Origin of the sequence: Psychrobacter sp. MF31 (assembly GCF_012847335.1) — a bacterium.
GTDB lineage: Bacteria > Pseudomonadota > Gammaproteobacteria > Pseudomonadales > Moraxellaceae > Psychrobacter.
In genome coordinates, this window is sequence record NZ_JABBDX010000001.1 from 316,130 (window position 1) to 341,274 (window position 25,145).

Genomic DNA, 25,145 nt, shown 5'->3' on the forward strand with positions numbered 1-25,145 from the left:
CTTTTTTATCAAAGTCGCTGTAAAACCACACCGTTCAGGGCGTGGATATAAGCCGACAGCGGTTGTCACTCAACCTATGTATTCACTTGCAACTTAGCTGTAAAACGATCACAATCAAAGCATGAAAACACTTAAGCTCAGAGTCAAAGACAAACATAGCAAGCCGCTTAATACCATAAGCCATGCGGTTAACTTCGTTTGGAATTACGTCAATGAGTTAAGTTTTAAGCACTTGCAACGAACCGGTCTATTCTTTAGCGCCTATGACATTGCCGCTTATACCAAAGGTGCAGGCGGTGAGCTCGGTTTACACTCACAGACCATTCAAGCGATTGGTGAGAGTCACGCCAAAGCCCGTAAACAATTTAAAAAAGCTAAATTAAAATGGCGAACCAATAATCCTAAATCATGCCGCAAAAGCCTAGGCTGGATACCGTTTAAAAAGTCTGCTATTAAGTATATTGGCACTCGCCAAAGCGGTAAAAAGGCGTTGAAATCAAGCATCCAATTAAGCTTAGCCAACCATCAAAAGCTAATTATTGAAATGTTTGACAGCTACAACCTTAGCCTATATCAAATTAATACCCTTGAATTGGTTCAAGACGCAAGAGGCAGATGGTACGCCTGTATTACCGTTAAAAACCATCCTAAAAAACATACTGAGCATAATACAGGTCAAGTCGGTATTGATTTAGAATTAAAAGAAGCCGCGACTACCTCAAGTGGCGACAAGCTTACCGTCAAACAAACACAAAAATGGGCGGCAAAACTGGCAGTTGCCCAAAGAGCTAAAAATAGACAGCGTGCCCAAGCCATTCACGCCAAGATTAAAAACACAAGACAAGATTTAATTCATAAATTTACCACCCAATTGGTCAAAGACAACGCGCTGATTGTGGTCGGTGATGTTAAATCACGTTCATTCACTCCTTCGAGCACCAAACTCGCCAAAACAACCTATGATGCAGGCTGGTTTGAAATCAAACGACAGTTGGAATACAAGTGCAAGCATGCAGACAGTCAGTTTGAGATTGTGAATGAAAATTACACCACCCAAACTTGCTCGCGATGCGGCTCACGCCAAAACAGTCCGAAAGGTAGGGCAATGCTTGGAATAAGAGAATGGAAGTGTGAGTGCGGTGTTACTCATGACCGCGATATTAACGCGGCAAAAAACATTCTCGCGGCAGGGCTTTGCCGTCTCGCTGGAGAAATCCCCTCACTTTAGGGAGGAGAGGAAGTCAATTGCCGACTTAATCTGCAACAATATCATTATTTACAAGTATTCTTATTTATCCTAGTCTAGCTTTAAAGTTAGGAGAAATCATGCCATCGCTATTTATGATCAAAATTGGCGCGCGTCCTAAAGGTCGCCTGATTGAGCAACATGATATATTTTTTGGCATTGGTGAAGAAATTGGCGACTTTGTTGAGGCAATCAATCAGCATTGGTCAGAAGTCAAAAACGCATGGCATTTGGATGCTTATCGCAAAGTAACGGTGGTGGATGGTCATCAAATTGCTTGGCAGCCTACTGAAAATAATAGTGAGCCTTTAAAAAATAATGAACCTTTAAAAACTGAGCTAAAGCTATTTTTTATCAATTTGGGCGGTTATTTGGCAGGTGAATTTGAAGAGTATCATCATAAGCTTTTGATCGTAGCGCCTTCGCAAGCTGAGGCGATAAAACAAGCCAAGCAGTGCCAGTTTTATAAAAAATTTAGTTTTAAAGATATAACTACCCCTTTTAACGCTGCCACTCATATCGATGATAAGCATCAAGTGGATGTTGATGAGATTTATAACGTTAATGAGTTATTAACCAAAGGTCGACTCGTCATTACTCCTTGTGATAACGCATTGCCGGACGATCAGGCTTATATTGGCTATTTGAGTCTCAAAAAATTACGCCAGTTGCCCCAAAATAATAAAAGTTAGCTGTTTTCGTTTAACTAATATTTAGCAAAAGATCATTGACCCCTCACAATAAAAAAGGATTGCTATGCCACAAAAACTGATAAAAAAACTGACCCAAACCGCCAATCATGGTCGCAAGCAAGCTTTTGGGGCGGTCATGCCTGCACGCTACTTAGAAGGTCTTGAAAAAGAGCAGGTCGGTCTTGGGAAAACCGTACTAATTACAGGGGCAAGCTCTGGAATTGGTGAGGGCATGGCACGAATTTTTGCGAAACTTGGTTACAATTTAGCCATTTGCGCGCGCCGAACGGATCGACTTGAGCAGCTCAAAGCTGAGCTGATGAGCCGCTATCCTAATATTCGCGTTGAGTTTCAAGCGCTGGATGTCAGCGATTATAGCGCCATATTTCAAGTATTTAACGCATTTGTCAAAGATTTTGGAAAATTAGAAAAAGTCATCGTTAACGCCGGCATCGGTGACAGTCGCCAAATTGGCAAAGGTCGCTTTGAAACCAACCGCAAAACCGCCGAAATCAATTTTATTGCTGCGCTTGCTCAGTGCGAAGCGGCAATGCAAATTTTTCGATCGCAAAATTCGGGTCAATTGGTGGTTATCTCGAGCATGTCAGCCATGCGCGGGCTGCCAAAACACATGACCACTTATGGCGCCAGTAAAGCGGCGCTTGCTTACCTTGCTGAAGGTATCCGCGCTGACATGCTATTGAGCAATTTACCGATCAAAGTTTCAACCATTTACCCCGGCTACATCCGAACCGAAATCAATACCAATGCCAAACCGCTACCGTTTGAAGTTGATGCTGAAACTGGAACCAACGCGATTGTTGCTGCTATTGAAGCCGAGGTTGACGAAGCTTGCGTTCCAAGTTTGCCATGGTCAATTGTTGGTCAAGCGATGAAGCGACTTCCACTCAATATAGTTAATAAAATTAGCTAATTATAATTAATACCAAATTTTAAACTATAAAAAAAGCCTGATAGGTTGTTGTCAGGCTTTTTTATAAAGCTAGTTTTATAAAGTCAAAAGCTAGGGTAATCTGCCAAATGCTTATTGCGAAGTTGTTGCCGGAGTACTTTGCCGACGTTGGTTTTTGGCAATTCCTCTACAAATTCAATAAATCGCGGGCATTTATAGCCGGTTAAATTATCAAGGGCAAACGCTTTAATCATTTCAGTAGTAACATTGCTATCAGCGCGAACAACGTAGATTTTAACGGCTTCACCTTGCGCCTCGTCAGGGATACCAATGACCGCGCAGTCTTTTACGCCATCACAGCTGAGCATGACCGATTCAATCTCGTTAGGAAATACGTTAAATCCCGACACCAAAATCATATCTTTTTTGCGATCAAGTAAGGTGAAGTAGCCTTTTTCATCCATGCTGACGATATCGCCTGTTTTAAAATAGCCATCAGGGGTAAAATAGTCGCGGCTGTCTTGATTAAAATAGCCTAAGGTCACATTTGGACCTTTGATGCACATCTCGCCTGCCATACCAACGCCTAAGCGATCGTTATTTTCATTAATAACGATAACGTCCAAACTTGGCGCTGGGATTCCAATCGTGCCGTTAAAGTTGCGATCGGTGACCACGTTTGCAGTTCCTGCAGCGACCGCCTCGGTCATTCCCCAACCCTCAATCATCGGGCAGCCGGTCACCTTAAGCCAGCGCTCAGCCGTTTGCGGCGTTGCTGCCATGCCGCCAGCTTGCGTAATTTTAAGCGAGCTAAAATCTAGGTCTTTAAATTTGGGCTGGTCAAGAAGCCCTTTAAATAACGTATTCACTGCTGGGAAAATATGAAACGGTTGTCGCGATAACGTTTTGACAAAATCGGGCAAATCGCGCGGATTGGGAACCAAAATAAAGGTATATCCTGAGCGCATTCCAAGAAGGCTGAGCATAAAAGCAAAAATATGATACAACGGCAGCGCCATGACCATATTGATATAAACTTCATTGATCTCTGAGGTGACCGGTCGATACCAAGCTTCAGATTGCATCGCCGCGGCAACTAAATTACGCTGAGTTAAAATCGCGCCTTTTGACAATCCGGTTGTGCCACCGGTATATTGTAAAATTGCCTTTTTATCAAGGGTAATTTTTGGCGCAGCAAACGGTAGCGATTTGCCTTTTTTAAGCACCTCAGGGAATTTGGTGACCTCATGCTTTGAGCTATTGAGCTTATATTTGGGAACCAAGCGCTTGACTTGCCGGATCATGGTGTTAATGAGCATGCCTTTAACGCCCATCATATCGCCCATTTTTGACAACACAATGCGCTCAATTGCCGTCTCATCGACCACTTGCTCAAGCGCTTGGGCAAAATTGTCTACCAAAAAGATCACCTTTGCCCCTGAATCGTTCAATTGATGACGCAATTCGCGACCGGTATATAAAGGATTGATGGGCGTACAAACATAGCCTGCTCGCAAAATTCCAATCATAATTGGCAAATATTGTGGCACGTTTGGCATCATGAGCGCCACAATACTGCCTTTTGGCAACCCTTGAGCCTGAAGCCACGCCGCTACCGCAAGTGAAGCGTTATTCACATCACCATACGTGTGCGTTACGCCCATACAAATGCTGATAGGGTGCTTGGCAAAACGCTCAAAGCATTCCTCATAAAGCGCCACGAGGCTATCATAACTGTCGGGGTCAATGGTCTTAGGAACGCTTGCTATTGTAACAGCCAAGGTTTTTCCATCATTGCTTTTGTCCTTAAACGATCGGGCTAAAATTGATAATAAAATCAAAATTAGCGACTTCCTTGTTAGCGATTAAACTTTTTAAAAGATCAACTTGGTTTATAGAAGATAGATATTGATAATATTAACTTTAGAGTAACATGGTAGGTATTGAAAGTTACAATGCTTAAAAAAGACGTAAGAGTTAAAAAAAGGGCTAGACAAGGAGCTGATGTTGCCATTATTAAAATCAAATCAGCAGTTTTATAGATAGGACACAATGAATAAATGGTTAAAAGAATTGCCTATAAAAAAATCCCAAACTTAACACCTAATCAATGGGTCAAAGTTTGGAATAAAAAAAGTGCCTACATTAAAGCAACAGTTAAGTTTTTAGCGTGATGAGGCGAAACTTTGCTGATTAAGCGCGTTTTGGATGATATCATGAAGCAGTTTTGGCACGCGGATGGGGCGGATGCTGCCGCTGGATTTTGAGTCGTCATTTGCTTGATTTTGGACGCAAGCGATAACAATTTTGGCGCGGCTTAATACCACTTGGCGAGCGTCATTGGCGTTGGTGCTGTTGTCATCATTGATTTGCCGGCGGATGCTTTGGTGAAAAATAAGGCTGGCAGGCTTAAGCTCAATATGATCGATTTGAACGGCAATGCGTTCATCAAGTAAAATGGCGTGATGGTATTTGATGTCGGCTTGGCTCACCACAAAATGCTGAATGTCGCCGTTATCATTTTGCAAAAAATACGTGTTTAGCCCCAGGTGAGTAAACCAGTCACGGCGGCAATTTTCAAAAAATACCAAATGATTGGCGTGATAAACGATGCCGCCTGCGTCCGTGTGGTTGATATAAACGTGATAATGAGTAGTAAATAATGGCGCAGAAGTTAAGTCAGTCATAAGCGTTCTCTAAAAGTAAGGTCAATAGTGCCCATTAACTTAGCATAAAAATGCCCACATTAATGCGCTGAATTCATCGCGCAAACGTTAAGCAATTACAAAAAGTAAGAAAACATAGGATATCTCATGACCCAATTTGTCAGCTTTAATATTAACGGTATTCGCGCGCGCCAGCATCAGCTTGAGGCGGTTCGCGATATCATTGACCCCGATGTGATGGGGCTTCAAGAAACCAAGGTTCATGATGAGCAGTTTCCGCTAAGCGCCGTTGAAAGTCTTGGCTATCATGTGGAATATTTTGGTCAAAAAGCGCATTATGGGGTGGCGCTATTGTCAAAAACGGCGCCAATTTTTGTTCAAAAAGGCTTTCCTTGGGAAGAAGAAGATGCCCAAAAGCGCTTTATTCACGCCCGCTACGAGCTTCAAGGTCAAGAAATTGACGTCTTAAACGGCTATTTTCCGCAAGGCGAGAGCTTAGAGCATCCGATTAAATTTCCGATGAAGCGCGCTTATTATGCTGATTTGATGCGTTATATTGACGAGCTTAAAGCCGAGGGGCGCTCACTTGTGGTGATGGGCGATATGAATGTGGCTCCTGAAGATATTGATGTTGGCATTGGCGAGGACAACGCCAAGCGCTGGCTTAAAAATAACAAGTGCTCGTTTTTGCCCGAAGAGCGCGATTGGTATGCAAATTTGATGTCAAGACAGCTTGAGGACACGTATCGGTTGCATTACCCAAGCAGTCAGGAGTATTTTAGTTGGTTTGATTATCGCAGTCGGGGTTTTAATGATGAGCCAAAACGCGGCTTGCGAATTGACCATATTTTATGCAGCCAAGATTTGAGCGATAAATGTGTGGGGGCGGGCATCAGCTACCCACTTCGCGCTATGGAAAAGCCCTCTGATCATGCGCCTATTTGGTCAGCTTTTGATTTTAGTAAGTAGCGGTTGAATCACTAATTTTGGTTTTTATTATTTTATTACCTTTAAGGAAAAATTATGGCAGTCGGCGACATCTCAACCCCCAAAACCATTTTTGCCATTGATGGCGTTCAATTAAGCACCACCGCGGCAGGCGTTCGCTATCAAAATCGCGATGACTTGGTTGTCATCGAAATTGCCGAGGGCAGCTCAACTGCGGCAGTGACGACCAAAAATGCATTTTGCGCCGCCCCCGTTCGTATTTTGCGCGAGCACATCAAGCAAGCTGCGCCGCGCTATTTGGTCATTAATACGGGCAATGCCAATGCCGGAACGGGCGCCGATGGTCGCGCTCGCGCCGAAGCGGTTTGTCAAAGCTTAGCCCAAAAAGCAGGGGTGGAAAGCACTGCCGTTTTGCCGTTTTCAACAGGGGTGATTGGTGAGCCGCTCAATAGCGAGGCGATTGTCAACAGTTTAGATCAAGCGCTCACCAATTTAACCGCAGATGGCTGGCTTGCCGCCGCAAATGGCATCCGAACTACCGATACTGTCCCTAAAGTTGCCAGTCAAAAGCTTAGTATTGACGGTACTAGCTATCATATCTCGGGCATTTCTAAAGGTTCAGGAATGATTCGCCCCAATATGGCAACGATGCTTGGCTTTGTGGCGACCGATGCGGATATTGCTCCTGAAATTTTGCAATCTATGCTGGCTAAAATCAACGAGAAAACGTTTAACCGAATCACCGTTGATGGCGATACCTCGACCAATGATTGCTGCGTTTTGATCGCCACCAAAGCGGCAAAGACCGATTTAGGAACGATTGACAGCGAAAACCATCCTCATTATGAGGCGCTTTTTGCTGCGTTACAATCGGTATTTTTACGCTTAGCGCAATTGATTGTCCGTGATGGCGAAGGCGCAACCAAATTTATTACGGTCAAAGTCACCGGCGGCAACACCTCAAAAGAATGCTGCGATGTGGCGTATTCAGTTGCCCAATCTCCACTGGTTAAAACGGCATTTTTTGCAAGTGATGCCAATTGGGGTCGTATTTTAGCGGCAGTTGGCTACGCGGGGATTGAGGATTTAGACACTGAGAACGTCAATGTCAGCTTAGATGAAGTGATGATTTGCCAAAATGGGGGCTTAGCGCCGGATTATTCTGAGAGCCAAGGCAACACGGTAATGAGCCGCCCTGAGATCACCATTCATATTGATTTAGGTCGCGGGGAAGCTAGCGATACGGTTTATTCTTGTGATCTGTCTTACGATTACATCAAAATCAACGCCGATTATCGAAGCTAAAGCTCACTGTTTTTAGACTTTAAAAAACGATTGGGACTTTTGTTGCAATTGCTGACGTTACTTTACAAAGCAGTTATAGAGCCAATCGTTTTTTCCGACTTATACTAATTATCGCAAAGTAATAAAACGCTGCGGCAAAAAATTTATCACTATCCATAAAATTTATCTTTAATAAAAATACGATAACGATAAATCAAGGCTTAAGTTTTAAAAAAGCTGATCATTAAAACAAGTAATTATAATAATCTGAGGACAACACAATGAAAAAATTAGCAATTGCTGCCTTATTAACTACCTTTACCTTAGCAGGTTGCTCGACCATGAATCTTAATGATGAACGCGCGATGGTGGTTGATGGCAAACCAGTCAGCGTTAAAGTGGTCAATATCCCAAGCTTTAAAGTTGAGATTGCCCCTCGCAAAGCCGTTTGTGAGTTTACCGATAAAAATGGCAGTACCATTGAATCTCAATGCTTACAATACCGCCAAACTTATCAGAAAAACTACAACACGTTAAATGGGGACATTCAAGGCTTTACTTATGAGCCAAATTATCGTTATGTTCTAGATGTTCGTCAAGAAGCCGTTGCCGATCCAGTGTCAGGCGTAGTAAAACCAGTTTGGTTATTAAATAAAGTGCTTTCAAAAACTGCTGAATAAACAATAGATTTTAAATAAAAAAAGACCTTTAATTTTGAAGGTCTTTTTTTATATCAGGATATACCGCTAATTGGAAAAATAAAATTATTGAAATAATAAAAAACGATTAGCATTGACTATAATTGACCGAAACGCCTTGGGTTGCGGTTAAAATACGATTGTCCGCAAAAACAGCCAAGCCGCCGCGCGAGGTTTCTTTATATTTATCATGCATGTCCTCGCCCGTTTTTTTCATCGTTTCAATCACTTTATCGAGTGAAACAAAGTGCTGACCGTTGCCACGGCAGGCAAGCCTTGCGGCATTGATGGCTTTGACTGCGCCCATCGCGTTGCGCTCAATACAAGGGACTTGAACCAAGCCGCCAACAGGATCACAGGTCAATCCTAAATTGTGCTCGATGCCAATTTCAGCGGCGTTTAAGCATTTTGCCGCGTCACCATTCATAACTTCCGCCAGTGCCGAGGCCGCCATCGCGCAAGCTGAGCCAACTTCACCTTGACAGCCAACCTCAGCACCAGAAATAGACGCATTTTGTTTAATCAAGCTGCCAATTGCGGTGGCATTTAACAAAAACTTGCGAGTGCCCTCAATATTATAGGCGGGCAAAAAATCGCGATAATAGTGCATGACTGCCGGAATGATTCCCGCGGCGCCATTGGTTGGGGCGGTGACCACATTGCCGCCGTTGGCGTTTTCTTCATTGACCGCAAGGGCGTATAAATCGACCCAATCCATTGCTGCAAGCTTATCGTTTTGGTTTAAGTTTTGTTCTTTTTCGGCGCAAAGCTGCAAATAAAGCGCTTGAGCGCGGCGTTTGACTTCAAGACCACCGGGCAAAATGCCATTGTTTTCACAGCCGCGACTCACGCAATCTTGCATGGCTTGCCAAATTGCGTCCAAATACTCAAGAACGTCTTGTTCCTCTCGGTAATGGCACTCGTTTGCCAGTACCAATTCACTGATAGTGAGCTGATGCTTTTGGCATTGCTCAAGCAGTTCTGCGCCGGTATTAAAAGGGTAGGGAATTGAAGCAAACGTCGGCGCAGCATGGTCTTCATCAGGGGTGGTTGCATCTTGTTCATTGATCACAAAGCCGCCGCCCACAGAATAATAGGTTTGCTGATCGCTTGAGCCATCACTAAAAATCGCATGTAACGTCATCGCGTTTGGGTGATAAGGCATCACGGTATCGCCATACCAATGGATATCACCTTCAACATCAAAATCAATGGGATGCTTGCCTGCCAAGTTAAGCTGATTTTCTGAAAAAATCGGCGCCAAATACGGCTCGGTCAGCTGCGTATCAATGGTGGCAGGCTTATGACCTAACAGCCCAAGCAAGATGGCGGTGTCGGTCGCGTGACCTTTTCCAGTTGCTGCCAATGAGCCAAAAAGCTCAATCTCGATGCGTTTCACGTCTTGCAATTTGCCATCATCCTCAAGCGCGCTCAAAAATAAATTTGCGGCAACCATAGGTCCTACGGTATGCGAACTTGAAGGTCCAATACCAATTTTAAATAAATCAAAAACGCTAATCATTTTTTATTCCAAAATAGTGAAAAATCAATGTCATAGCGCTATTATAGCGCTGAAGTGAGCGAGTATAAATGCTTAGTTATAAAGGTGGTAATAAAGCACAAGTTTATCAAAGGTAAACTTTTAGTAATCATAAATCAGTATAAACGATGCGGCAAAATAAACCTATGCTGAAAATGCGCTACAGCAAAAAATTCAAGTTTAAGCTTAAATTTGAATTTAATGGTCAATCTTGCGGAGTAATAATTGCTTTAGTTTGGCTTTAATTTCCGTTATGATGCACTGCGTTGGCGACTGTGTAACATCCTGTAAAAATGCGCGATATGAGATGTGATCAAACGCTGATGACTTCACTTTCATAGGATCTCATTATGACTGCCTCTCACTCCTCATCACCTCTTGAGCCCACTTCCACCGAACATGCTGTCCCTCAAGCTTTGACAAGCAGCACTCCTGATTTTGACAATGGCCGCTGGTTTCCGACTTGGCGGTCTTTTTCTGGCGATTTGGATAAAAATCCGGTCGGGATCAATGAGTATTTGCCGCCCAGTAAAAGCGTTCTGCTTGGCTTTCAGCATACTTTTGCCATGTTTGGCTCAACGGTTCTTGCGCCACTGTTGATGGGATTTGACCCTAATCTTGCGATTTTGATGTCAGGGTTTTGCACGGTGATGTTTTTTATGATTACCGGCGGTCGGATGCCAAGCTATTTGGGATCAAGCTTTGCCTTTATTGGTCCTGTGATTGGGGCAACGGCTTATGCGGGCTCGGGATTTAATGCCAATTTAAACGTCGCGCTTGGCGGAATCATGGTTTGCGGGATGATTTACGCGGCTATTGGGCTGCTGGTCATGAAAACGGGAACGGGCTGGATTGAGCGCTTAATGCCGCCGATTGTGACCGGTGCGATCGTGATGATTATCGGGTTAAATCTTGCTCCTGTGACCATTCAAGGGGTGTCGGCAAATCAATTTGATGCTTGGATGGCGGTGCTGACCGTCCTACTTATTAGTAGCGTGGCGGTATTTACGCGTGGGATGCTGCGCCGACTGCTGCTGCTTGTGGGCTTGATTCTATCCTATATCGTTTATTTTGTGATGACCAACGTGCTTGGACTTGGCGCGCCGATTGATTTTAGTGGCGTAAGTAATGCCGCTTGGTTTGGGCTGCCAACCTTTCATAGCCCAAGCTTTAACATGAGTGCCATTGTGCTGATTGCTCCAGTAGCGTTTATTTTGATTGCCGAAAACTTAGGTCATTTTAAAGCGGTTGAGGGCATGACAAAAACTAAAGTGACGCCGTATATGGGTCGCGCCTTTTTTGCTGATGGTTTGGCAACCACATTTTCAGCAGGACTTGGCGGAACAGGGGTGACTACTTACGCGGAAAATATCGGCGTGATGGCAGTAACCAAAGTCTATAGCACGACGATTTTTGTTGTGGCAGGACTGGTGGCGATTTTACTTGGTTTATCGCCCAAATTTGGCGCGATTATCCAAACTATTCCGCCAGCGCTTTTGGGCGGCGCGTCGATTGTGGTATTTGGTCTGATTGCTATTGCTGGCGCGAAAATCTGGATCGATAGCCATATCGATTTTAGCAAAAATAGCAATTTAATCATTGCTGCGGTCACCGTCATTATGGGAACGGGCAATTTTAGCTTGCATTTAGGCGGCTTTGATTTGGGTGGTATTGGCACAGCCACCCTAACGGCAATTGTGCTCAATGCGCTGTTTAATCGCCAAAAAAGCGTGGAATAAGCCAGTTTCTAACCAGTTTATAATAAAGCAGCAGCAACAAAATTGATTTTAAAAGACAGCTTTGCGTCACAATAAAAGCTTGAATTAAGTTGGCAATAAAAGGTGAATTTGCTAAGCTAACGCCTTGATTGCTAACCTAATTTTGGAGGCGACAGCCATTACTCGTTCAACCTTTTTATCGCGCTTTATAATAATGGCAGTGCTTGGGATGCCTTTAATGGTGCCCCAAATCTCGCAAGCCGCCAGTTGTAAGCTTCCTAAAAGCTACTTTAAGCATGTCAGCTGTACTGCAAACGCCGGCTATTTTTTAGCCACCAAAGATTATGGCGCGCCAGTGGCGCTCATCGACAATCGCGGCAAAATCGCGGTTGATTTAAATGGTTATCAGCGCGCGGATGGCAAGCGTCTTTCTGAAGGACTTTTGCCTATTTTGCGTGGCAATCGGGTGGGCTATGTCAATTTGCAAGGTCGCGAGGTCATCCCGCCGATGTATGATCCAATAAATGAAAGCGGCAGCTTTGCGCGAGCGGCATCGGACGGCAAGATCGTGGTCAAAAGAGGCGGTCAATTTGGCGTCATTAATGCTAGTAATCAAACGGTTTTGCCATTTTCAGCTGCGATCAGCAACATTGATAATTTTAACAATGGTCATGCTAGAGTTGTTAAAGGCAAATCGATCAGCTGGATCAATAGTAAAGGTAACCCAACGGCGGATCCAACCAAACCGCGCGAAACAGCATCGCAAGATGTCGCGGCAATCGCTAAGCCTGCATCAGATAAACCAGCGCTGAGTCAAAAACCTGCCGCGCCAACCAAGCCGCCATTTACCACCTTGCAAGCGCATCAGCAAGATGGTCGTTGGGGCTTTGTCGATGATGAGGGTGTGATTATGATCACTTATTCATTTGATGAGGTGCGACCCTTTTCTGAAGGTATTGCTGGGGTTCGTATTGATAACGAGTGGGGATTTTTAAACTTAGGCGGTGATTTGGTTGTGCCATTTTCGTTTAAAAATACAGAAGCCGTTGCCAATTTATCGGACAGTTATTTTGGCGCGCCCTCATTTGTTTTTAACCAAGGTAAAGCTTGGGTGGCAACGGTGAATGGTCAAAAGCAGTGCATTGATAAAAAGTTTGCCACGGTTGCTTGTGATTTTTAAAAACTGCTAAACGTTTATCAATAAAAAGCCATGATATTGAGTCATGGCTTTTTTATTGATTGAATTGATTAGTCCAATAAATGATGGCGAATTAAATCGGTCAAATAGGGCTGATAATACGCCGGAATGTCATGCGCCATGCCGTCAATCAGATGAAATTTGGCATTGGGAATGGTTTTGGCAACCACGCGACCTTGCGATGCCGGAATCAAGCCATCTTTGCTACCATGGATCACAATCGTTGGCGCTTTAACTTGTTTGCTAAAGCGGCTGATTGACCCTGATGACAAAATGGCGTTTAACTGCTGAACGGCGCCAAGCGGATGAAAGCTGCGCTGATACCGCAGTTTGGCAATCTCGCGGACGGTTCGGACGTTTACGTGACCGGGCGTTCCAACCACTTTCATAAACCAGACGCTATGGCGAATGATGTCGCGCTCTGAATGACTTTCAGGGCGGTTGATAAGCGTATAGAGCTGGCGCGCTTTGGGTGGTCTTAAAAACGCGCGGTTGGTGGTGGTAAACAGCAGCGCCATTTTATTCACCAAGCTTGGGTAACGCGCCGCGACGATCTGCGCGATCATTCCGCCCATGGACGCACCAAGCAGATGCGTTTGACCAAGATGAAGCGCTTTGATCAGCCGAACCGTATCCTCTGCCATGTCGGTCAGATTGTAAGCCACTTGCTTTGATTTGTTAGACAATCCTGTTTGAACACGAAGCATCATTTTAAATTGACTAACTTGCGGTAAGCCTTCAATTTGAACCTTTGAGGACAGCCCAACGTCGCGATTGTCAAAGCGAATCACAAAGAAGCCTGCGTCAATCAGCCGCTTGATAAAATCATCCGGCCAAAAAACCATCTGTGACCCAAGCCCCATGACAAGTAGCAGCGGCGGATGATCAGGGTTGCCGCCCGCCTCAACGCAAAGCTCAATGCCATCGCCGATATCAATCATCGTTTGAAACAGATGCTCGCTTAAATCTGAAGCGCGCCAATCATGCGCCCCAAATTTTTGCCACTCAGGCGCCGGAAAGTGATCTTCTTGCGGCAAGCTTTTGTCGTCATGGGCAATCGTGGTCATAAAGATCTCCTAATCAGATCTCAACCATCTCAAAATCAAGCTTGCCAACGCCGCATTCAGGGCAGGTCCAGTCATCTGGGATATCTTCCCAGCGCGTTCCTGGCGCAATGCCTTCTTCAGGGCAACCAAGCGCCTCATCATAAATCCAGCCGCAAACAATACATTCAAATCGTTTCATACTTAAATCCTATTTTACACCATCACGGATATCTAAAAGCGCTCGTAGTTTAGCATAGAACCTAGCTTTTGCGAGTTAAGTTTACACTTGTAAATTGAGATGAACCGTCATTAATCAAGATGAAAGCTTATTTTTTTATAAAAATAAGACTTTTTGTCTCAAAGTAAATAGAAAAAGGACGTACTTTTAACATACTTATTTTAAAATGACGCCTCAATTCATGGTAAGCGCCATCAATATGCTAAAATGTTAAGTGATTATTAAACTTTATCAAGCCGCTTTGATAAACGTTTTTCGCTAAATATAGGTGATGATAGTTATGAATTATAAGTCAACACTAACAACCAAGGGCAATTATGAGCGCAACAGACGTTACTGATATTACTGACGATTTCACCGCGACCACGCGGGCAAATTCTGAGCATCCTTTTTGGCAGGTTATCCGAACCGTTCCCAATTTTCCAAAGTCTGGGATTGATTTTTACGACATCACGCCGCTGCTTCGAAGCCATATTGAGGCGGTAATTGATGCGTTATTAGCGGCTTTGCCAAAAGGCGTAATGGATGAGGTGGATTGCTTAGGCGCCGTTGAAGCTCGCGGCTTTGTTTTTGCAAGCTTACTTGCAGGGCGGTTAGGTAAAGGCATGATTTTACTTAGAAAACCGGGAAAGCTGCCGCCGCCCGTTGCCAATAAAGCTTATGCGCTCGAGTACGGCAAAGATACGCTTGAGATGCAAAATAATCTGCCGCCTGAGCGCGTGCTTTTGGTGGATGATATTTTGGCAACCGGTGGCACGCTAATGACCGCTTATGAGCTTTGTAAGTCGGCAGGTCACGATGTGGTCGGCGCCTTAGTACTGCTTGATTTAATTGACCTTCACGGTAAATTTCCCGTGCCAGTTTATACGGTATTACAACGATAAGTGGTTAAAAAGTTAATCAAAAAAAGCGCTTTGAAACCTGTTGATAGGATTTCAAAGCGCTTTTTTATGGTTATAAAAGTTGCGCTTAATAATATCAATTACGAATCGCAGCAAGCGTTTGTGCAAGTTCTTCACGAGCACTAATAAAGCCATCGATCCCTTTTGGTAATAGCGCTTGGGTGACTTTATCTTCTTGATAAGCTTGATTAAAGGCAGCTTCCGATAAGCTTAATCGCTGACCAATGGCGTTGGTGCTGACCATATCTGCTGATAATTGGCGGGTGACTTTGGTGTCAAGGCGGGCAAGCTCATCGATTAGCTCGGGAGAAATGGTTAACAAATCACAGCCGGCAAGCGCTAAAATTTGCTCAACGGAGCGAAAGCTTGCGCCCATGACCTGAGTTTTGTAGCCATGCTGCTTGTAATATTGGTAAATAAGCTTGACCGATTGCACACCCATATCATCAATGACAGGAACGTCTTGGCGGTTTTGCTCGCGCTTTTGCCAATCTAAAATCCGACCGACAAAAGGAGAAATCAGCGTGACGCCGGCATCCGCGCAAGCAATGGCTTGATGCTGACCAAAAAGCAGCGTTAAATTGCAATGAATCCCTTGCGATTCAAGATAGCGCGCCGCCTCAATCCCTTGCCACGTTGCGGCGATTTTGATCAAAATACGCTCAGGATCGACGCCCGCACGTTGATAAGCTTCCATAAACTTAAGCGCTTTATCAATCGTTGCTTGGGTATCGTAAGACAATCTGGCATCGACTTCGGTGGACACGCGACCGTCAATCAGCGCCAAAATATCGCAGCCAATCTGAACGGTGAGCGCATCAATCACCGCATCAACATCACCTTGATGGCGATTCATGGTGTCAGCCAGCATGGCTTGATTGTCCGGATGGATCAGCGCTTTGGTGATGAGGCTTGGGTTAGTGGTCGCATCAATAGGTTTGAGACGGGCAATGGCGCTCAAATCACCGGTATCGGCGACAATGGTGGTCATGGTACTTAGCTGCTGAAGGGCGCTCATTAATATTCCTTATTGTTATTAATTGCTAAAAAATTAACTGCTAAAAATTAAGTCCAAAGCTCATTAAAAAAGATCATTTAAACAGTGAGCTTAGTAAATATCTCATCACTGTCACTTTAGCACAGATGGTACAGCTTGGGTCAAGGGTTAGGGCTTGGTTTAATGGCACTTTGAAATAATTGCTTGTAATGGTATGGGCACAATGTTTAGATTTTGCTATAGTAGGGTGATAATCGGTTTTGAACCAAACAATAGCATTGAAAAAACCACCGAAAATAAAGTCAATAACGCCAATAAGGATCATCGGAAATGAGCGAGCAGCCAGCAGCGCCACAACAAGAACCATTGCACCAAGACCAACTTGCTGCCAGCCCAACCTCAACGGATCAAGAGTTTTTAACCCGATTGCGCCAAAAAATTGATGCGGTTGATTGCGAAATTCAAGCGCTGATCAATAATCGTGCCAAATTGGCGCAGCAAGTCGCCATTGTCAAAAAAGATGACGTTGCTCGTGACCCAAAAGCTAATAAAGATAACAAAAGCAAAGACCCCATTTTTTACCGTCCTGAGCGTGAAGCGCAAGTGTTAAAAGCGGTCATGGCAAGAAATACCGGTCCCATTGCTGATGAAAAAATGGCGCGATTGTTTCGTGAAATCATGTCGGTTTGCCTTGATTTAGAAGCGCCGCAGCGCATTGCTTTTTTAGGTCCTATTGGTACATTTACCCATGCTGCCGCCTTAAAGCATTTTGGTAAAGCTGCTGACACCATTCCTTTAACCACCATTACTGATGTTTTTCGTGAAGTGGAAGCAGGAACGGCAATGTATGGTGTTGTTCCCGTTGAAAACTCCTCTGAAGGCGTGGTCAATCATACGCTTGATGGCTTTTTATCCTCAAATCTTAAGATTATTGGTGAAGTTGAATTGCCCATTCACCAAAACTTTTTGGTCGCTGAACATACCAAAATTGATGGCTTAAGCCGGATTTATTCGCATCAGCAGTCGCTTGCTCAGTGTCGCCATTGGCTGGATGTTAATTTTCCTAATATTGAGCGTGTTGCCGTCTCTAGTAACGGTGAAGCTGCTCGCCGTCTTAAAAATGAGTGGCATTCGGCAGCGATTGCAGGCGATGTTGCAGCAGCTGAATATGGTCTTCATAAGCTTTATAGCAACATTGAGGACAACCCAAGCAACACCACGCGCTTTTTGATTGTTGGTCATGAAGCCGTTGCGCCATCAGGTCAAGATAAAACTTCGATTGTGGTTGCCGCTCATGATAAAGCCGGCGCGCTTATTGAGATTTTAAAGCCGCTATCGCATCATGGCGTGTCAATGACCAGTATTGAGACGCGCCCTGAGCGCCCAAATAAGTGGGCTTACGTGTTTTTCATCGATATGGAAGGTCATATTGATGATCCTAATGTCAGCGCCGCCATTGCAGATATTAGACCACTGGTCAAAGAAGTTCGCGTTTTAGGCTCTTACCCAAAAGCAGTGCTTTAGGTTTTATTCCTAGCTTTTGACTGACCATTAGCTTTAACCAACCGTTGCCTTTTTTTTGTCCCAATTGCCCATTTAATAAGGAGCCGTCATGCCAAAAAAAGATGCCAATTTACAGGCGGCTTATCCAAGCATTGCGACGATCGCGCCTTATCAATCGGGAAAGCCGGTATTAGAGCTGACTCGTGAGTTGGGGCTTACGGACGTCATTAAGCTTGATAGCAATGAAAATCCGTACGGCAGCTCGCCTTTGGTGACCCTTGCCATCACTCAAGAGCTGGACAAGCTTTCGCGTTACCCTGATGGTAATGGCTTAACGTTAAAGCAAAAGCTGGCGGATTTTTATGAGCTAAATCCCGATCAAATCACTTTGGGAAATGGCGCAACGGATGTGCTAGGATTGATTGCAAAAAGCTTTGTCAGTCATAATGATGCCATTGTGTTTAGCCAATTTGCCTTTTTGATTTATCCCATGCTTGCTGATATCCAAGGCGCGCAAAAAATTGAAGTTCCGGCTCAGCATTTTGGTCATGATTTAGCGGCTATGAAGCAAGCTGTTTTAGAAAATCCAAAAACCAAAATGGTGCTTATCGCCAATCCGAATAACCCAACGGGAACGCTGTTATCAAAAGAAGCGATCCGCGATTTTGTTGCCAGTATTCCAGCTTCTGTTTTAGTGGTGATTGATGAAGCCTATTTGGAATATTGCCCCGAAAGTGACAATCAAGCGCTACTTCATGACTTTGAAAATGTGATCATCGTGCGCACTTTTTCAAAAGCTTATGGTCTTGCAGGGCTTCGAGTTGGCTTTGCGATCAGTCACTCAAAAATTGCGGCTATTTTAAACCGCGTCCGCCAACCCTTTAATGTTAGCCGAATTGGGCTTGCAGCGGCAACAGCAGCATTGAGCGATCAAGCTTTTATTAGTGAATCGCGAAAAAATAACTTAGAGCAGCAGCGCGCGCTTGAGTCGCAATTTGATGCGCTTGGGCTGGGCTTTGTTAAATCTGCCGCCAACTTTATGATGGTTGAGGTGGCTGATGGCGCTAACGTTTACCAAGCGCTGCTTGAGCAAGGCGTGATTGTTCGTCACCTTTGCCACTATGGTTTTAATAATTGGCTTCGCGTGACCATTGGCACGCCTGAGGACAATTTGCGCTTGATTGATACGCTAAGCTCAATTTTAAATAATGATTCAGTTTAAAAAAGAATTAGTTAATCAAAGTGATTTAACCCAATTTAATAAATAAAACCAGATTACAGATTTTACCGATGATCGAAACCGCTGTTACTTCCCAAACCAAGTCACCAAAGCCTTTATTTCAAAAGGTTTGCATTATTGGACTTGGCTTAATTGGTGCAAGCCTTGCCCAAGCGATTAAAGATCGCGGTTTAAGCCAAGCAATCGTGGCGGTGGATAAGCACCAGCAAAGTCTTGATGATGCCATCGCTCATGGACTTTTACAGGCGGGTAGTGAGGATTTAATGAGTGTCGCTGCCGATTGCGATTTAATCGTGATTGCAACGCCAGTTCAGACCGTCGGTGCCGTTTTTGCCGATATTAAACAAGCGATAGATCAAGGTGTTTTAAGCCAAAACTGTATTATCAGCGATGTTTGCAGCACCAAAGTCAATGTGGTTGAGGCAGCAAAAGCCGTATTTGGGACACTGCCATCCGGATTGGTTCCGGCGCATCCAATTGCTGGCGCGGAAAATTCAGGCTACCATGCCAGATGCGCGACATTATTTGTAAATCATAGCGTGATAGTTTGCGATTTACCAACCTCTCGCCCAACGCTTATTCAAAAGCTTGCTGGGCTTTGGGAAGCCGTTGGGGCAACGGTAATGATGATGGATGCGTCCCATCACGATACGATTTTGGCGCATACCAGTCACTTGCCGCACTTACTTGCGTTCAATTTGGTTGAACAATTGGCAAGCCACAACGACAACTTAGATATGTTTCGTTATGCGGCAGGCGGGTTTCGCGACTTTTCTCGAATTGCTGCCAGTGACCCTAAAATGTGGCATGATATCTTTTTTGCCAACAAACAGGCGCTGGTCAGTGCCCTTGACGAATATAGCGACTATTTAGCCACGCTGCGACAACTGATTATTAATGACGATTCAACCGCCCTAATGGGACTTTTGGGCCGCGCGCAAGCCGCTCGGAGACATTTTGGTCATATGTTGACCAGCACGCCTTATACGGATACCTCTTTCATGTCAGCATCTTATCATATCACACCCGCCAATAGCGTTTCTGGAACCATCAGTATTCCTGGGGACAAATCTATCTCACATCGCAGCATTATGCTCGGGAGCCTTGCCAATGGGACGACGCGGGTTAGCGGCTTTTTAGAAGGTGAAGATGCGCTTGCCACCTTACAAGCCTTTCGCGATATGGGTGTGAGTATTGAAGGTCCTAATGAGGGCAACGTGGTGATTCATGGTGTGGGAATGAATGGCTTAAAGCCGAGTAAAACGCCACTTTATATGGGAAACTCTGGCACCAGTATGCGCCTGCTTTCAGGGATTTTAGCGGCGCAAGCGTTTGATAGTGTTTTAACAGGTGATGTTAGCTTAAATAAACGCCCCATGGAGCGGGTTGCCGCGCCACTTCGTGATATGGGCGCGTTAATTCAAAGCACTGGTCAAAACGGCACTGCGCCTTTGAGCATTACGGGTCGCAAAAAAGCTGGAAAACCGCTCAATGGCATTGATTATAAATTGCCAGTAGCCTCAGCTCAGGTCAAATCAGGGCTGCTTCTTGCTGCGCTTTGGGCTGAAGGCACAACGACCATCACTGAGCCTGAAGTCAGCCGCGACCACACCGAGCGTATGCTTGCCGCGTTTGGCTACGATGTCGCCACCAATGGCAATCAAATCAGCGTCACCGGCGGTGGTCAGCTTCAAGGCTGTGACATTGAAGTTCCGGCGGATATTTCGTCAGCGGCATTTTTTATTGTTGCCGCTGCTATTAGCCAAAATAGCGAACTGACACTCACCCAAGTTGGCATTAACCCAACCCGAACCGGAATTATTGACATCTTAAAGCTGATGCAAGCCGATATCAAACTCAGCAATAAAACTTATGTCGGCGAAGAGCCAGTCGCGGATATTACCGTTCGCTCATCGAACTTAGTTGGTATTAAGATCCCTGAGTCACTCGTTCCGCTAGCCATTGATGAGTTCCCCATTTTGTTTATCGCCGCTGCTTGCGCGGAAGGTCAAACCATTTTGACGGGCGCCAAAGAGCTTCGCGTGAAAGAGTCTGACCGAATTGCCGTGATGGCAGATGGTCTAAAAACGCTTGGCGTTGATTGCACCGTGACCGAAGATGGCTTAATTATTGAAGGTCAAGGCAGTCACGGTCAAACCAGCAAGCTTTTAGGTGGCAGTGTGGACAATACAGCGCCCGTTTTTGGTGGTGGTCATATCAAATCGCACCATGACCACCGCATTGCCATGAGCTTTGCGGTTGCAAGCCTTCGCGCTTCAAAGCCAATTACCATTGAAGGCGTTGAAACGGTCAATACCAGCTTCCCAGGGTTTGCTGATTTGGCAAACAAAGTGGGTATGAACATTCAAGTAGAATCAACAAGCAACGATTAACATCGTATTAATGATTGTTTGAAAGTAATCTTGCATGAAATAGCGAACTGCGCTTATCGTGGTTAAGGATAAATAAGCAATGGGTTGGTAAAGATTTGCCAGCGCATTGCTTTTGCCTTTTTTAGTTAAAAGGCAGCTAAAAAAGTTATAAAATGAGTAAAGTTGTGATTGCAGGCGGCAATATTAATGGCGCTTGCGATTGGTTATTTGTGTGAATAAGTTGTACGTTATGACCTCCCAAAACGATGTCAACATCTCTGTTGTCCCAAAACCTGCTATTCAAACCTCCCAGCGCGGCATTTTAATTGCCCTTGGTGCCTTTTTTATTTGGGGCGGCTTCCCCCTATATTTTAAGCAGCTTGCCGATTATGATGCCATCGAAATCATTGGTCATCGCATCATTTGGACGTTTGTTTGTCTGCTTGTCGTGATGATTGCTGCAAAGCGTTGGCAGTGGCTTGATGTGCTAAAACGCCACCCAAGATGGATTGCGCTGACCTTTATATCAGGGCTGATTATCGCAACCAACTGGCTGACCTACGTTTGGGCAGTCAATCATGACCATATTTTAGAGGCAAGCCTTGGCTACTTTATTGGACCTTTGGTGGGCGTTGCGCTGTCCATGCTGCTGTTTAAAGAGCGATTGCGACCTTTGCAGTGGGTTGCTATTGGCTTTGCTGTGGTATCGGTGATTATTCAAGTGGTGATGCTGGGCAGTTTGCCTTGGATTTCACTGATTTTGGCGATAAGTTTTAGCACCTATGGTACCATTCAGCGCCAAACCCCATTAACTGCTATTGATGCGATGTTTGTGGAAACCGCCATGCTCGTTCCGATTTGTATTTGGTGGTTTTGGCAGGCAGGGGTAGCAAGCAGTCAGTTAAGCTTTTGGTTTACCTCAAACATCTGGCTGCTCATGCTGGCAGGACCCATTACCTTAGTGCCGCTTTTGCTCTTTAACTCATCAACCAAGCTTGTGGCTTATAGTATTTTAAGCTTTATGAATTATTTGACCCCAACGTTTATTTTCTTTTTGGCGGTCTTTTATTATCATGAGCCGTTTGACAGCCACCGCTTGATCGTTTTTGGCTTGATTTGGTTTGGACTGCTGTTATTTAGCATCGATTTGTGGCAACATCGTCCTAAAAAGCGCGCAAAACTTCTTGAGGCGACCTCGTAATCTCATAAAACCATAATTTTAAGGTCAATAACATGTTGCAAACCGAGTCGGATGTGGTCTTTGTCAAAGGGTTAAAAGTGATGGCGGTCATCGGCGTTTATGACTGGGAGCGCGCCATCACTCAGCCGCTGCTCATTGATATTGCCCTTGAAACGGACATCTCGGCGGCAGCCCATTCGGATGATGTTGCCGATGCGCTCAACTATAAAGCCGTTTGCGATGACGTAACGGCGTGGTGTCAAGAGATTCAAGCAAAACTTTTGGAGCATTTAGCAGCAATGGTTGCGGATAAACTGCTTGAAAATTATCCTTGTAAAAAAGTGATATTAAGCATTGCCAAGCCAACGGCGATTAGCCAAGCGGACGCCGTTGGTGTTCAAATTACCCGTTACCCACCAACCAAATCGGTGATAGATGACGTAAAAACTAATTCTGATCACAATACTTTTGATAACGCTACTTTTGATAACGATACTGAAGATCATGTCAGCCAACTTTGATATGATGTCAACGCTCGATATTGAAAATTGGTCTAGTTTGCCGCAGTGCTCAGCGCAAGCGGTAGCTCATCAAAAGGTTTCGGCGGTGATATTGGCGCTTGGCAGCAATCATGATGCCAAGCATTATTTTGATCTTGCCCATCAAAAATTAACTAAGCTTGGCACTGTTTATTCCTCAAATTTACTGTTAAATCCAGACTTTACCTCAACTAAAACTCATCCTAAACCCGACTATACCAATCAATGCGTTTATTTGGCGTTGGCTACCGCTTTGCCATTTTTTGAGCTTCAAGAAAAGCTGAAAAAAATTGAGAAAAACTGCAACCGTAAGCGCTCTGATAACTGCGCGGTCGCTTTGGTAACGATGGATATTGATCTCTTGTTAATCAAAAAACAGGCTCAGCAATCTTGGTGCATGTTAGCCAATCGCTATCCTTTTAAAGCCCATGAGCTTATTGGATTGGCAGAATTGAGCACCATTAACGTCTAAAAATCATGGCGTAAAGCAAGGTCAAGACGAACAAGATTGCAATTGCTCGTAATGATAAGGTAAGGTAAAAATCTTATCAAAAATCAAAGTAAATACAAAGGTATAAACCAAAAAGAATAAGAGCAGCGCCGCTTCCATCACAAACGCTTGCCAAAGTCCGACTTTATACCAAAGCATATAAATTGGAATACAAATCAGCAGCAGCCCGCTTTCAAAAACGATGGCATGCAAGCTGCGAATCATAACCGTGCGCTTGGTGATGTTTAGCCGCCGCTCAAGCGCTTCAAACCCCGTATTATAAATAAAGTTCCAAATGACCGCGGTGACCGACACCATTACGGCAACCGGAAGCGACTGCTTGGCATCGCCGCCGCTCAGCCACATCAAAATCAGGGTGGACAATAAAATCGCTAAAATCTCAAAAATCGTCACATAAGTGATCCGGCGTTTGAGCGGACTTAAGGTAATCAAAAGATTCTCCTAGCGGTCACTGGGAAAGACCAAAAGCTAAGCTAAAAAATAAGGCAGGCTTGAGCCTACCTTTTAATACGAGTTAGTATAGCAAAATCTAAAAGCTTATCAAAGTGTTACCAACTCTTGGCAAGGCAACCTTAATTGATGCTGTTTTGGATCAGTAGCGTTAATCATTTGGCGCAATGACATCTAAATCATCAAGGCTTAACTTATCATACTCTTTTTTGCAAAAGCTTGGGTCAATTTTGCACATCGCGGCTTGCAATTGGTCAAGGCGCGTTTCTGATTGGCGGATATGCTCAAGCATTTTGGTAAAGGCTTCAGCGACCGGATCTTGTGATTCTGGATCAATACCGTAAGCTTGAAACGCGGTTTCGCGGGCAGATTTGTTGGTAGCTTTGGCTTTGCTGCCAGTCGCTTTGGTGTTTTCTGAAGTTTTGATATTTAAGTCCGTTGCCGCTGCTTTTTCTTGTTGTTTGGCGTCATTGACTTTTTGGGCGATTGGATTGCCTTTTTCATCATGATGGTCAGAGATCATTCGCGCGGCACTACCAACCATGGTGGCGTTTGCCGGAACGGGCTTAACCACGACGGCATTTGAGCCAATCTTGGCATTTTTGCCGACGGTGAAAGGTCCTAAAACTTTGGCACCAGCGCCAACGATCACGCCGTCTTCTAGCGTAGGGTGGCGCTTACCGTTGTTCCAAGACACGCCGCCTAAAGTCACGCCATGATATAAAGTGACGTCATTACCAATCTCAGCGGTTTCGCCAATCACCACGCCCATACCGTGGTCAATAAAAAAGCGCTTGCCAATTTTGGCGGCAGGGTGAATCTCAATGCCGGTCATCATCCGCGAGCCGTAAGAGATGGCGCGAGCGGCAAATTTATGATCGTGATGCCAAAGGCTGTGAGCACTCCTATGCAAGATGAGCGCATGAATGCCGGGGTAAGTGAGCAGCACCTCAAGGCTGTTTCTTGCGGCAGGGTCGCGGTTAAAGACCGCATCGATATCGTCTTTTAAATCTTTTTTAATCGACAGCAGCGATTTGAAAATGGCAGTTGGCAGTGACATAAAGCGTCCTATCATATTTTGATGGCAAATTTTTAATTATAAGCTTTGTGTCATCAAGTATAGCGAGGAGTGAGGAAGAATAAAAGACCGAAAGCCTCTGCTCGGGCAAGTCGATATGAGGTATTTTGGAATATTCATCATACCAACTTGCCTTAATTTTTTTAACAGCAGTTATTTTTGTAAGCGTTGCTAAAATTGGGCTGC

At 44.6% G+C, this 25,145-nt stretch carries 23 protein-coding genes; 15 read left to right on the forward strand and 8 right to left on the reverse strand.

Features of this window, described 5'->3' with window-relative positions; translation table 11 throughout:
* Positions 1-121 precede the first annotated feature (121 nt).
* The 3 genes from HF322_RS01385 to HF322_RS01395 all read left to right on the forward strand — a co-directional run bounded on the left by HF322_RS01385 (position 122) and on the right by HF322_RS01395 (position 2,872).
* Positions 122-1,228 (forward strand): RNA-guided endonuclease TnpB family protein, encoded by a 1,107-nt coding sequence (locus HF322_RS01385; RefSeq protein ID WP_169391599.1) that lies wholly within the window; start codon positions 122-124, stop codon positions 1,226-1,228.
* A 98-nt stretch (positions 1,229-1,326) separates the two neighbouring features.
* Complete coding sequence (locus HF322_RS01390) at positions 1,327-1,938, forward strand: DUF1543 domain-containing protein (protein ID WP_169391600.1); 612 nt, start codon at positions 1,327-1,329, stop codon at positions 1,936-1,938.
* 136 nt (positions 1,939-2,074) lie between these two features.
* Positions 2,075-2,872: an SDR family oxidoreductase gene (locus HF322_RS01395; protein ID WP_223193143.1), complete on the forward strand. Its 798-nt coding sequence runs from the start codon at positions 2,075-2,077 to the stop codon at positions 2,870-2,872.
* An 83-nt stretch (positions 2,873-2,955) separates the two neighbouring features.
* Here HF322_RS01395 and HF322_RS01400 read toward each other — a convergent pair whose 3' ends face one another.
* Together HF322_RS01400 and HF322_RS01405 are read right to left on the reverse strand one after the other, a co-directional pair.
* Positions 2,956-4,632 carry an AMP-binding protein gene (locus tag HF322_RS01400; RefSeq protein ID WP_169391602.1) on the reverse strand — a complete coding sequence of 559 codons (1,677 nt, stop codon included), beginning with the start codon at positions 4,630-4,632 and terminating at the stop codon, positions 2,956-2,958.
* A 384-nt stretch (positions 4,633-5,016) separates the two neighbouring features.
* Positions 5,017-5,538 carry a thioesterase family protein gene (locus tag HF322_RS01405; protein ID WP_169391603.1) on the reverse strand — a complete coding sequence of 174 codons (522 nt, stop codon included), beginning with the start codon at positions 5,536-5,538 and terminating at the stop codon, positions 5,017-5,019.
* 126 nt (positions 5,539-5,664) lie between these two features.
* Between HF322_RS01405 and xthA the strand changes: the two genes are divergently transcribed.
* From xthA to HF322_RS01420, 3 genes are all read left to right on the forward strand, one after another.
* Positions 5,665-6,486 (forward strand): exodeoxyribonuclease III, encoded by an 822-nt coding sequence (gene xthA, locus HF322_RS01410; RefSeq protein WP_169391604.1) that lies wholly within the window; start codon positions 5,665-5,667, stop codon positions 6,484-6,486.
* A gap of 54 nt (positions 6,487-6,540) precedes the next feature.
* A complete protein-coding gene (gene argJ, locus HF322_RS01415; RefSeq protein ID WP_169391605.1) occupies positions 6,541-7,770 on the forward strand; it encodes a bifunctional glutamate N-acetyltransferase/amino-acid acetyltransferase ArgJ in 1,230 nt (409 codons plus the stop codon).
* 260 nt (positions 7,771-8,030) lie between these two features.
* Positions 8,031-8,429 (forward strand): DUF4377 domain-containing protein, encoded by a 399-nt coding sequence (locus HF322_RS01420; RefSeq protein WP_169391606.1) that lies wholly within the window; start codon positions 8,031-8,033, stop codon positions 8,427-8,429.
* 106 nt (positions 8,430-8,535) lie between these two features.
* Here HF322_RS01420 and HF322_RS01425 read toward each other — a convergent pair whose 3' ends face one another.
* On the reverse strand, positions 8,536-9,969 hold the full coding sequence (locus HF322_RS01425) for an L-serine ammonia-lyase (protein ID WP_169391607.1): 1,434 nt from the start codon (positions 9,967-9,969) through the stop codon (positions 8,536-8,538).
* 368 nt (positions 9,970-10,337) lie between these two features.
* Between HF322_RS01425 and HF322_RS01430 the strand changes: the two genes are divergently transcribed.
* A complete protein-coding gene (locus tag HF322_RS01430; RefSeq protein ID WP_223193118.1) occupies positions 10,338-11,726 on the forward strand; it encodes a solute carrier family 23 protein in 1,389 nt (462 codons plus the stop codon).
* 217 nt (positions 11,727-11,943) lie between these two features.
* Complete coding sequence (locus HF322_RS01435; protein ID WP_223193119.1) at positions 11,944-12,885, forward strand: WG repeat-containing protein; 942 nt, start codon at positions 11,944-11,946, stop codon at positions 12,883-12,885.
* Between the two features lie 68 nt (positions 12,886-12,953).
* On the opposite strand, the gene HF322_RS01440 is transcribed toward HF322_RS01435, so the two are convergent.
* Positions 12,954-13,970: an alpha/beta fold hydrolase gene (locus tag HF322_RS01440; RefSeq protein ID WP_169391608.1), complete on the reverse strand. Its 1,017-nt coding sequence runs from the start codon at positions 13,968-13,970 to the stop codon at positions 12,954-12,956.
* A gap of 13 nt (positions 13,971-13,983) precedes the next feature.
* Positions 13,984-14,148, reverse strand: coding sequence for a rubredoxin (locus tag HF322_RS01445; RefSeq protein ID WP_169391609.1), 165 nt, complete (start codon positions 14,146-14,148; stop codon positions 13,984-13,986).
* Between the two features lie 356 nt (positions 14,149-14,504).
* Between HF322_RS01445 and HF322_RS01450 the strand changes: the two genes are divergently transcribed.
* Positions 14,505-15,071 carry an adenine phosphoribosyltransferase gene (locus HF322_RS01450; protein ID WP_169391610.1) on the forward strand — a complete coding sequence of 189 codons (567 nt, stop codon included), beginning with the start codon at positions 14,505-14,507 and terminating at the stop codon, positions 15,069-15,071.
* Positions 15,072-15,165: 94 nt separating this feature from the next.
* Here HF322_RS01450 and HF322_RS01455 read toward each other — a convergent pair whose 3' ends face one another.
* Positions 15,166-16,107 (reverse strand): transaldolase, encoded by a 942-nt coding sequence (locus HF322_RS01455; RefSeq protein ID WP_169391611.1) that lies wholly within the window; start codon positions 16,105-16,107, stop codon positions 15,166-15,168.
* Between the two features lie 309 nt (positions 16,108-16,416).
* On the opposite strand from HF322_RS01455, the gene pheA reads away from it, so the two are divergent.
* The 6 genes from pheA (at position 16,417) to HF322_RS01485 (ending at position 23,392) form a co-directional block, all read left to right on the forward strand.
* Positions 16,417-17,610 carry a prephenate dehydratase gene (gene pheA / locus HF322_RS01460; protein ID WP_169391612.1) on the forward strand — a complete coding sequence of 398 codons (1,194 nt, stop codon included), beginning with the start codon at positions 16,417-16,419 and terminating at the stop codon, positions 17,608-17,610.
* A gap of 88 nt (positions 17,611-17,698) precedes the next feature.
* Positions 17,699-18,811: a histidinol-phosphate transaminase gene (gene hisC / locus HF322_RS01465; RefSeq protein ID WP_169391613.1), complete on the forward strand. Its 1,113-nt coding sequence runs from the start codon at positions 17,699-17,701 to the stop codon at positions 18,809-18,811.
* 68 nt (positions 18,812-18,879) lie between these two features.
* A complete protein-coding gene (locus HF322_RS01470) occupies positions 18,880-21,222 on the forward strand; it encodes a bifunctional prephenate dehydrogenase/3-phosphoshikimate 1-carboxyvinyltransferase (RefSeq protein WP_169391614.1) in 2,343 nt (780 codons plus the stop codon).
* A 229-nt stretch (positions 21,223-21,451) separates the two neighbouring features.
* The gene (rarD, locus tag HF322_RS01475; RefSeq protein ID WP_169391615.1) at positions 21,452-22,402 is read left to right on the forward strand and encodes an EamA family transporter RarD; all 951 of its coding nucleotides are present in this window, start codon (positions 21,452-21,454) and stop codon (positions 22,400-22,402) included.
* Between the two features lie 32 nt (positions 22,403-22,434).
* The gene (folB, locus tag HF322_RS01480; RefSeq protein WP_169391616.1) at positions 22,435-22,902 is read left to right on the forward strand and encodes a dihydroneopterin aldolase; all 468 of its coding nucleotides are present in this window, start codon (positions 22,435-22,437) and stop codon (positions 22,900-22,902) included.
* Positions 22,886-23,392, forward strand: a complete 507-nt coding sequence (locus tag HF322_RS01485) for a 2-amino-4-hydroxy-6-hydroxymethyldihydropteridine diphosphokinase (RefSeq protein ID WP_169391617.1) — start codon at positions 22,886-22,888, stop codon at positions 23,390-23,392. Before folB ends, HF322_RS01485 begins: the two co-directional genes overlap by 17 nt.
* Before the next feature lie 21 nt (positions 23,393-23,413).
* Here HF322_RS01485 and HF322_RS01490 read toward each other — a convergent pair whose 3' ends face one another.
* Together HF322_RS01490 and cysE are read right to left on the reverse strand one after the other, a co-directional pair.
* Positions 23,414-23,863 carry a PACE efflux transporter gene (locus HF322_RS01490; RefSeq protein WP_169391618.1) on the reverse strand — a complete coding sequence of 150 codons (450 nt, stop codon included), beginning with the start codon at positions 23,861-23,863 and terminating at the stop codon, positions 23,414-23,416.
* A 169-nt stretch (positions 23,864-24,032) separates the two neighbouring features.
* Positions 24,033-24,941: a serine O-acetyltransferase gene (gene cysE / locus HF322_RS01495; protein WP_169391619.1), complete on the reverse strand. Its 909-nt coding sequence runs from the start codon at positions 24,939-24,941 to the stop codon at positions 24,033-24,035.
* Positions 24,942-25,145: the final 204 nt, after the last annotated feature.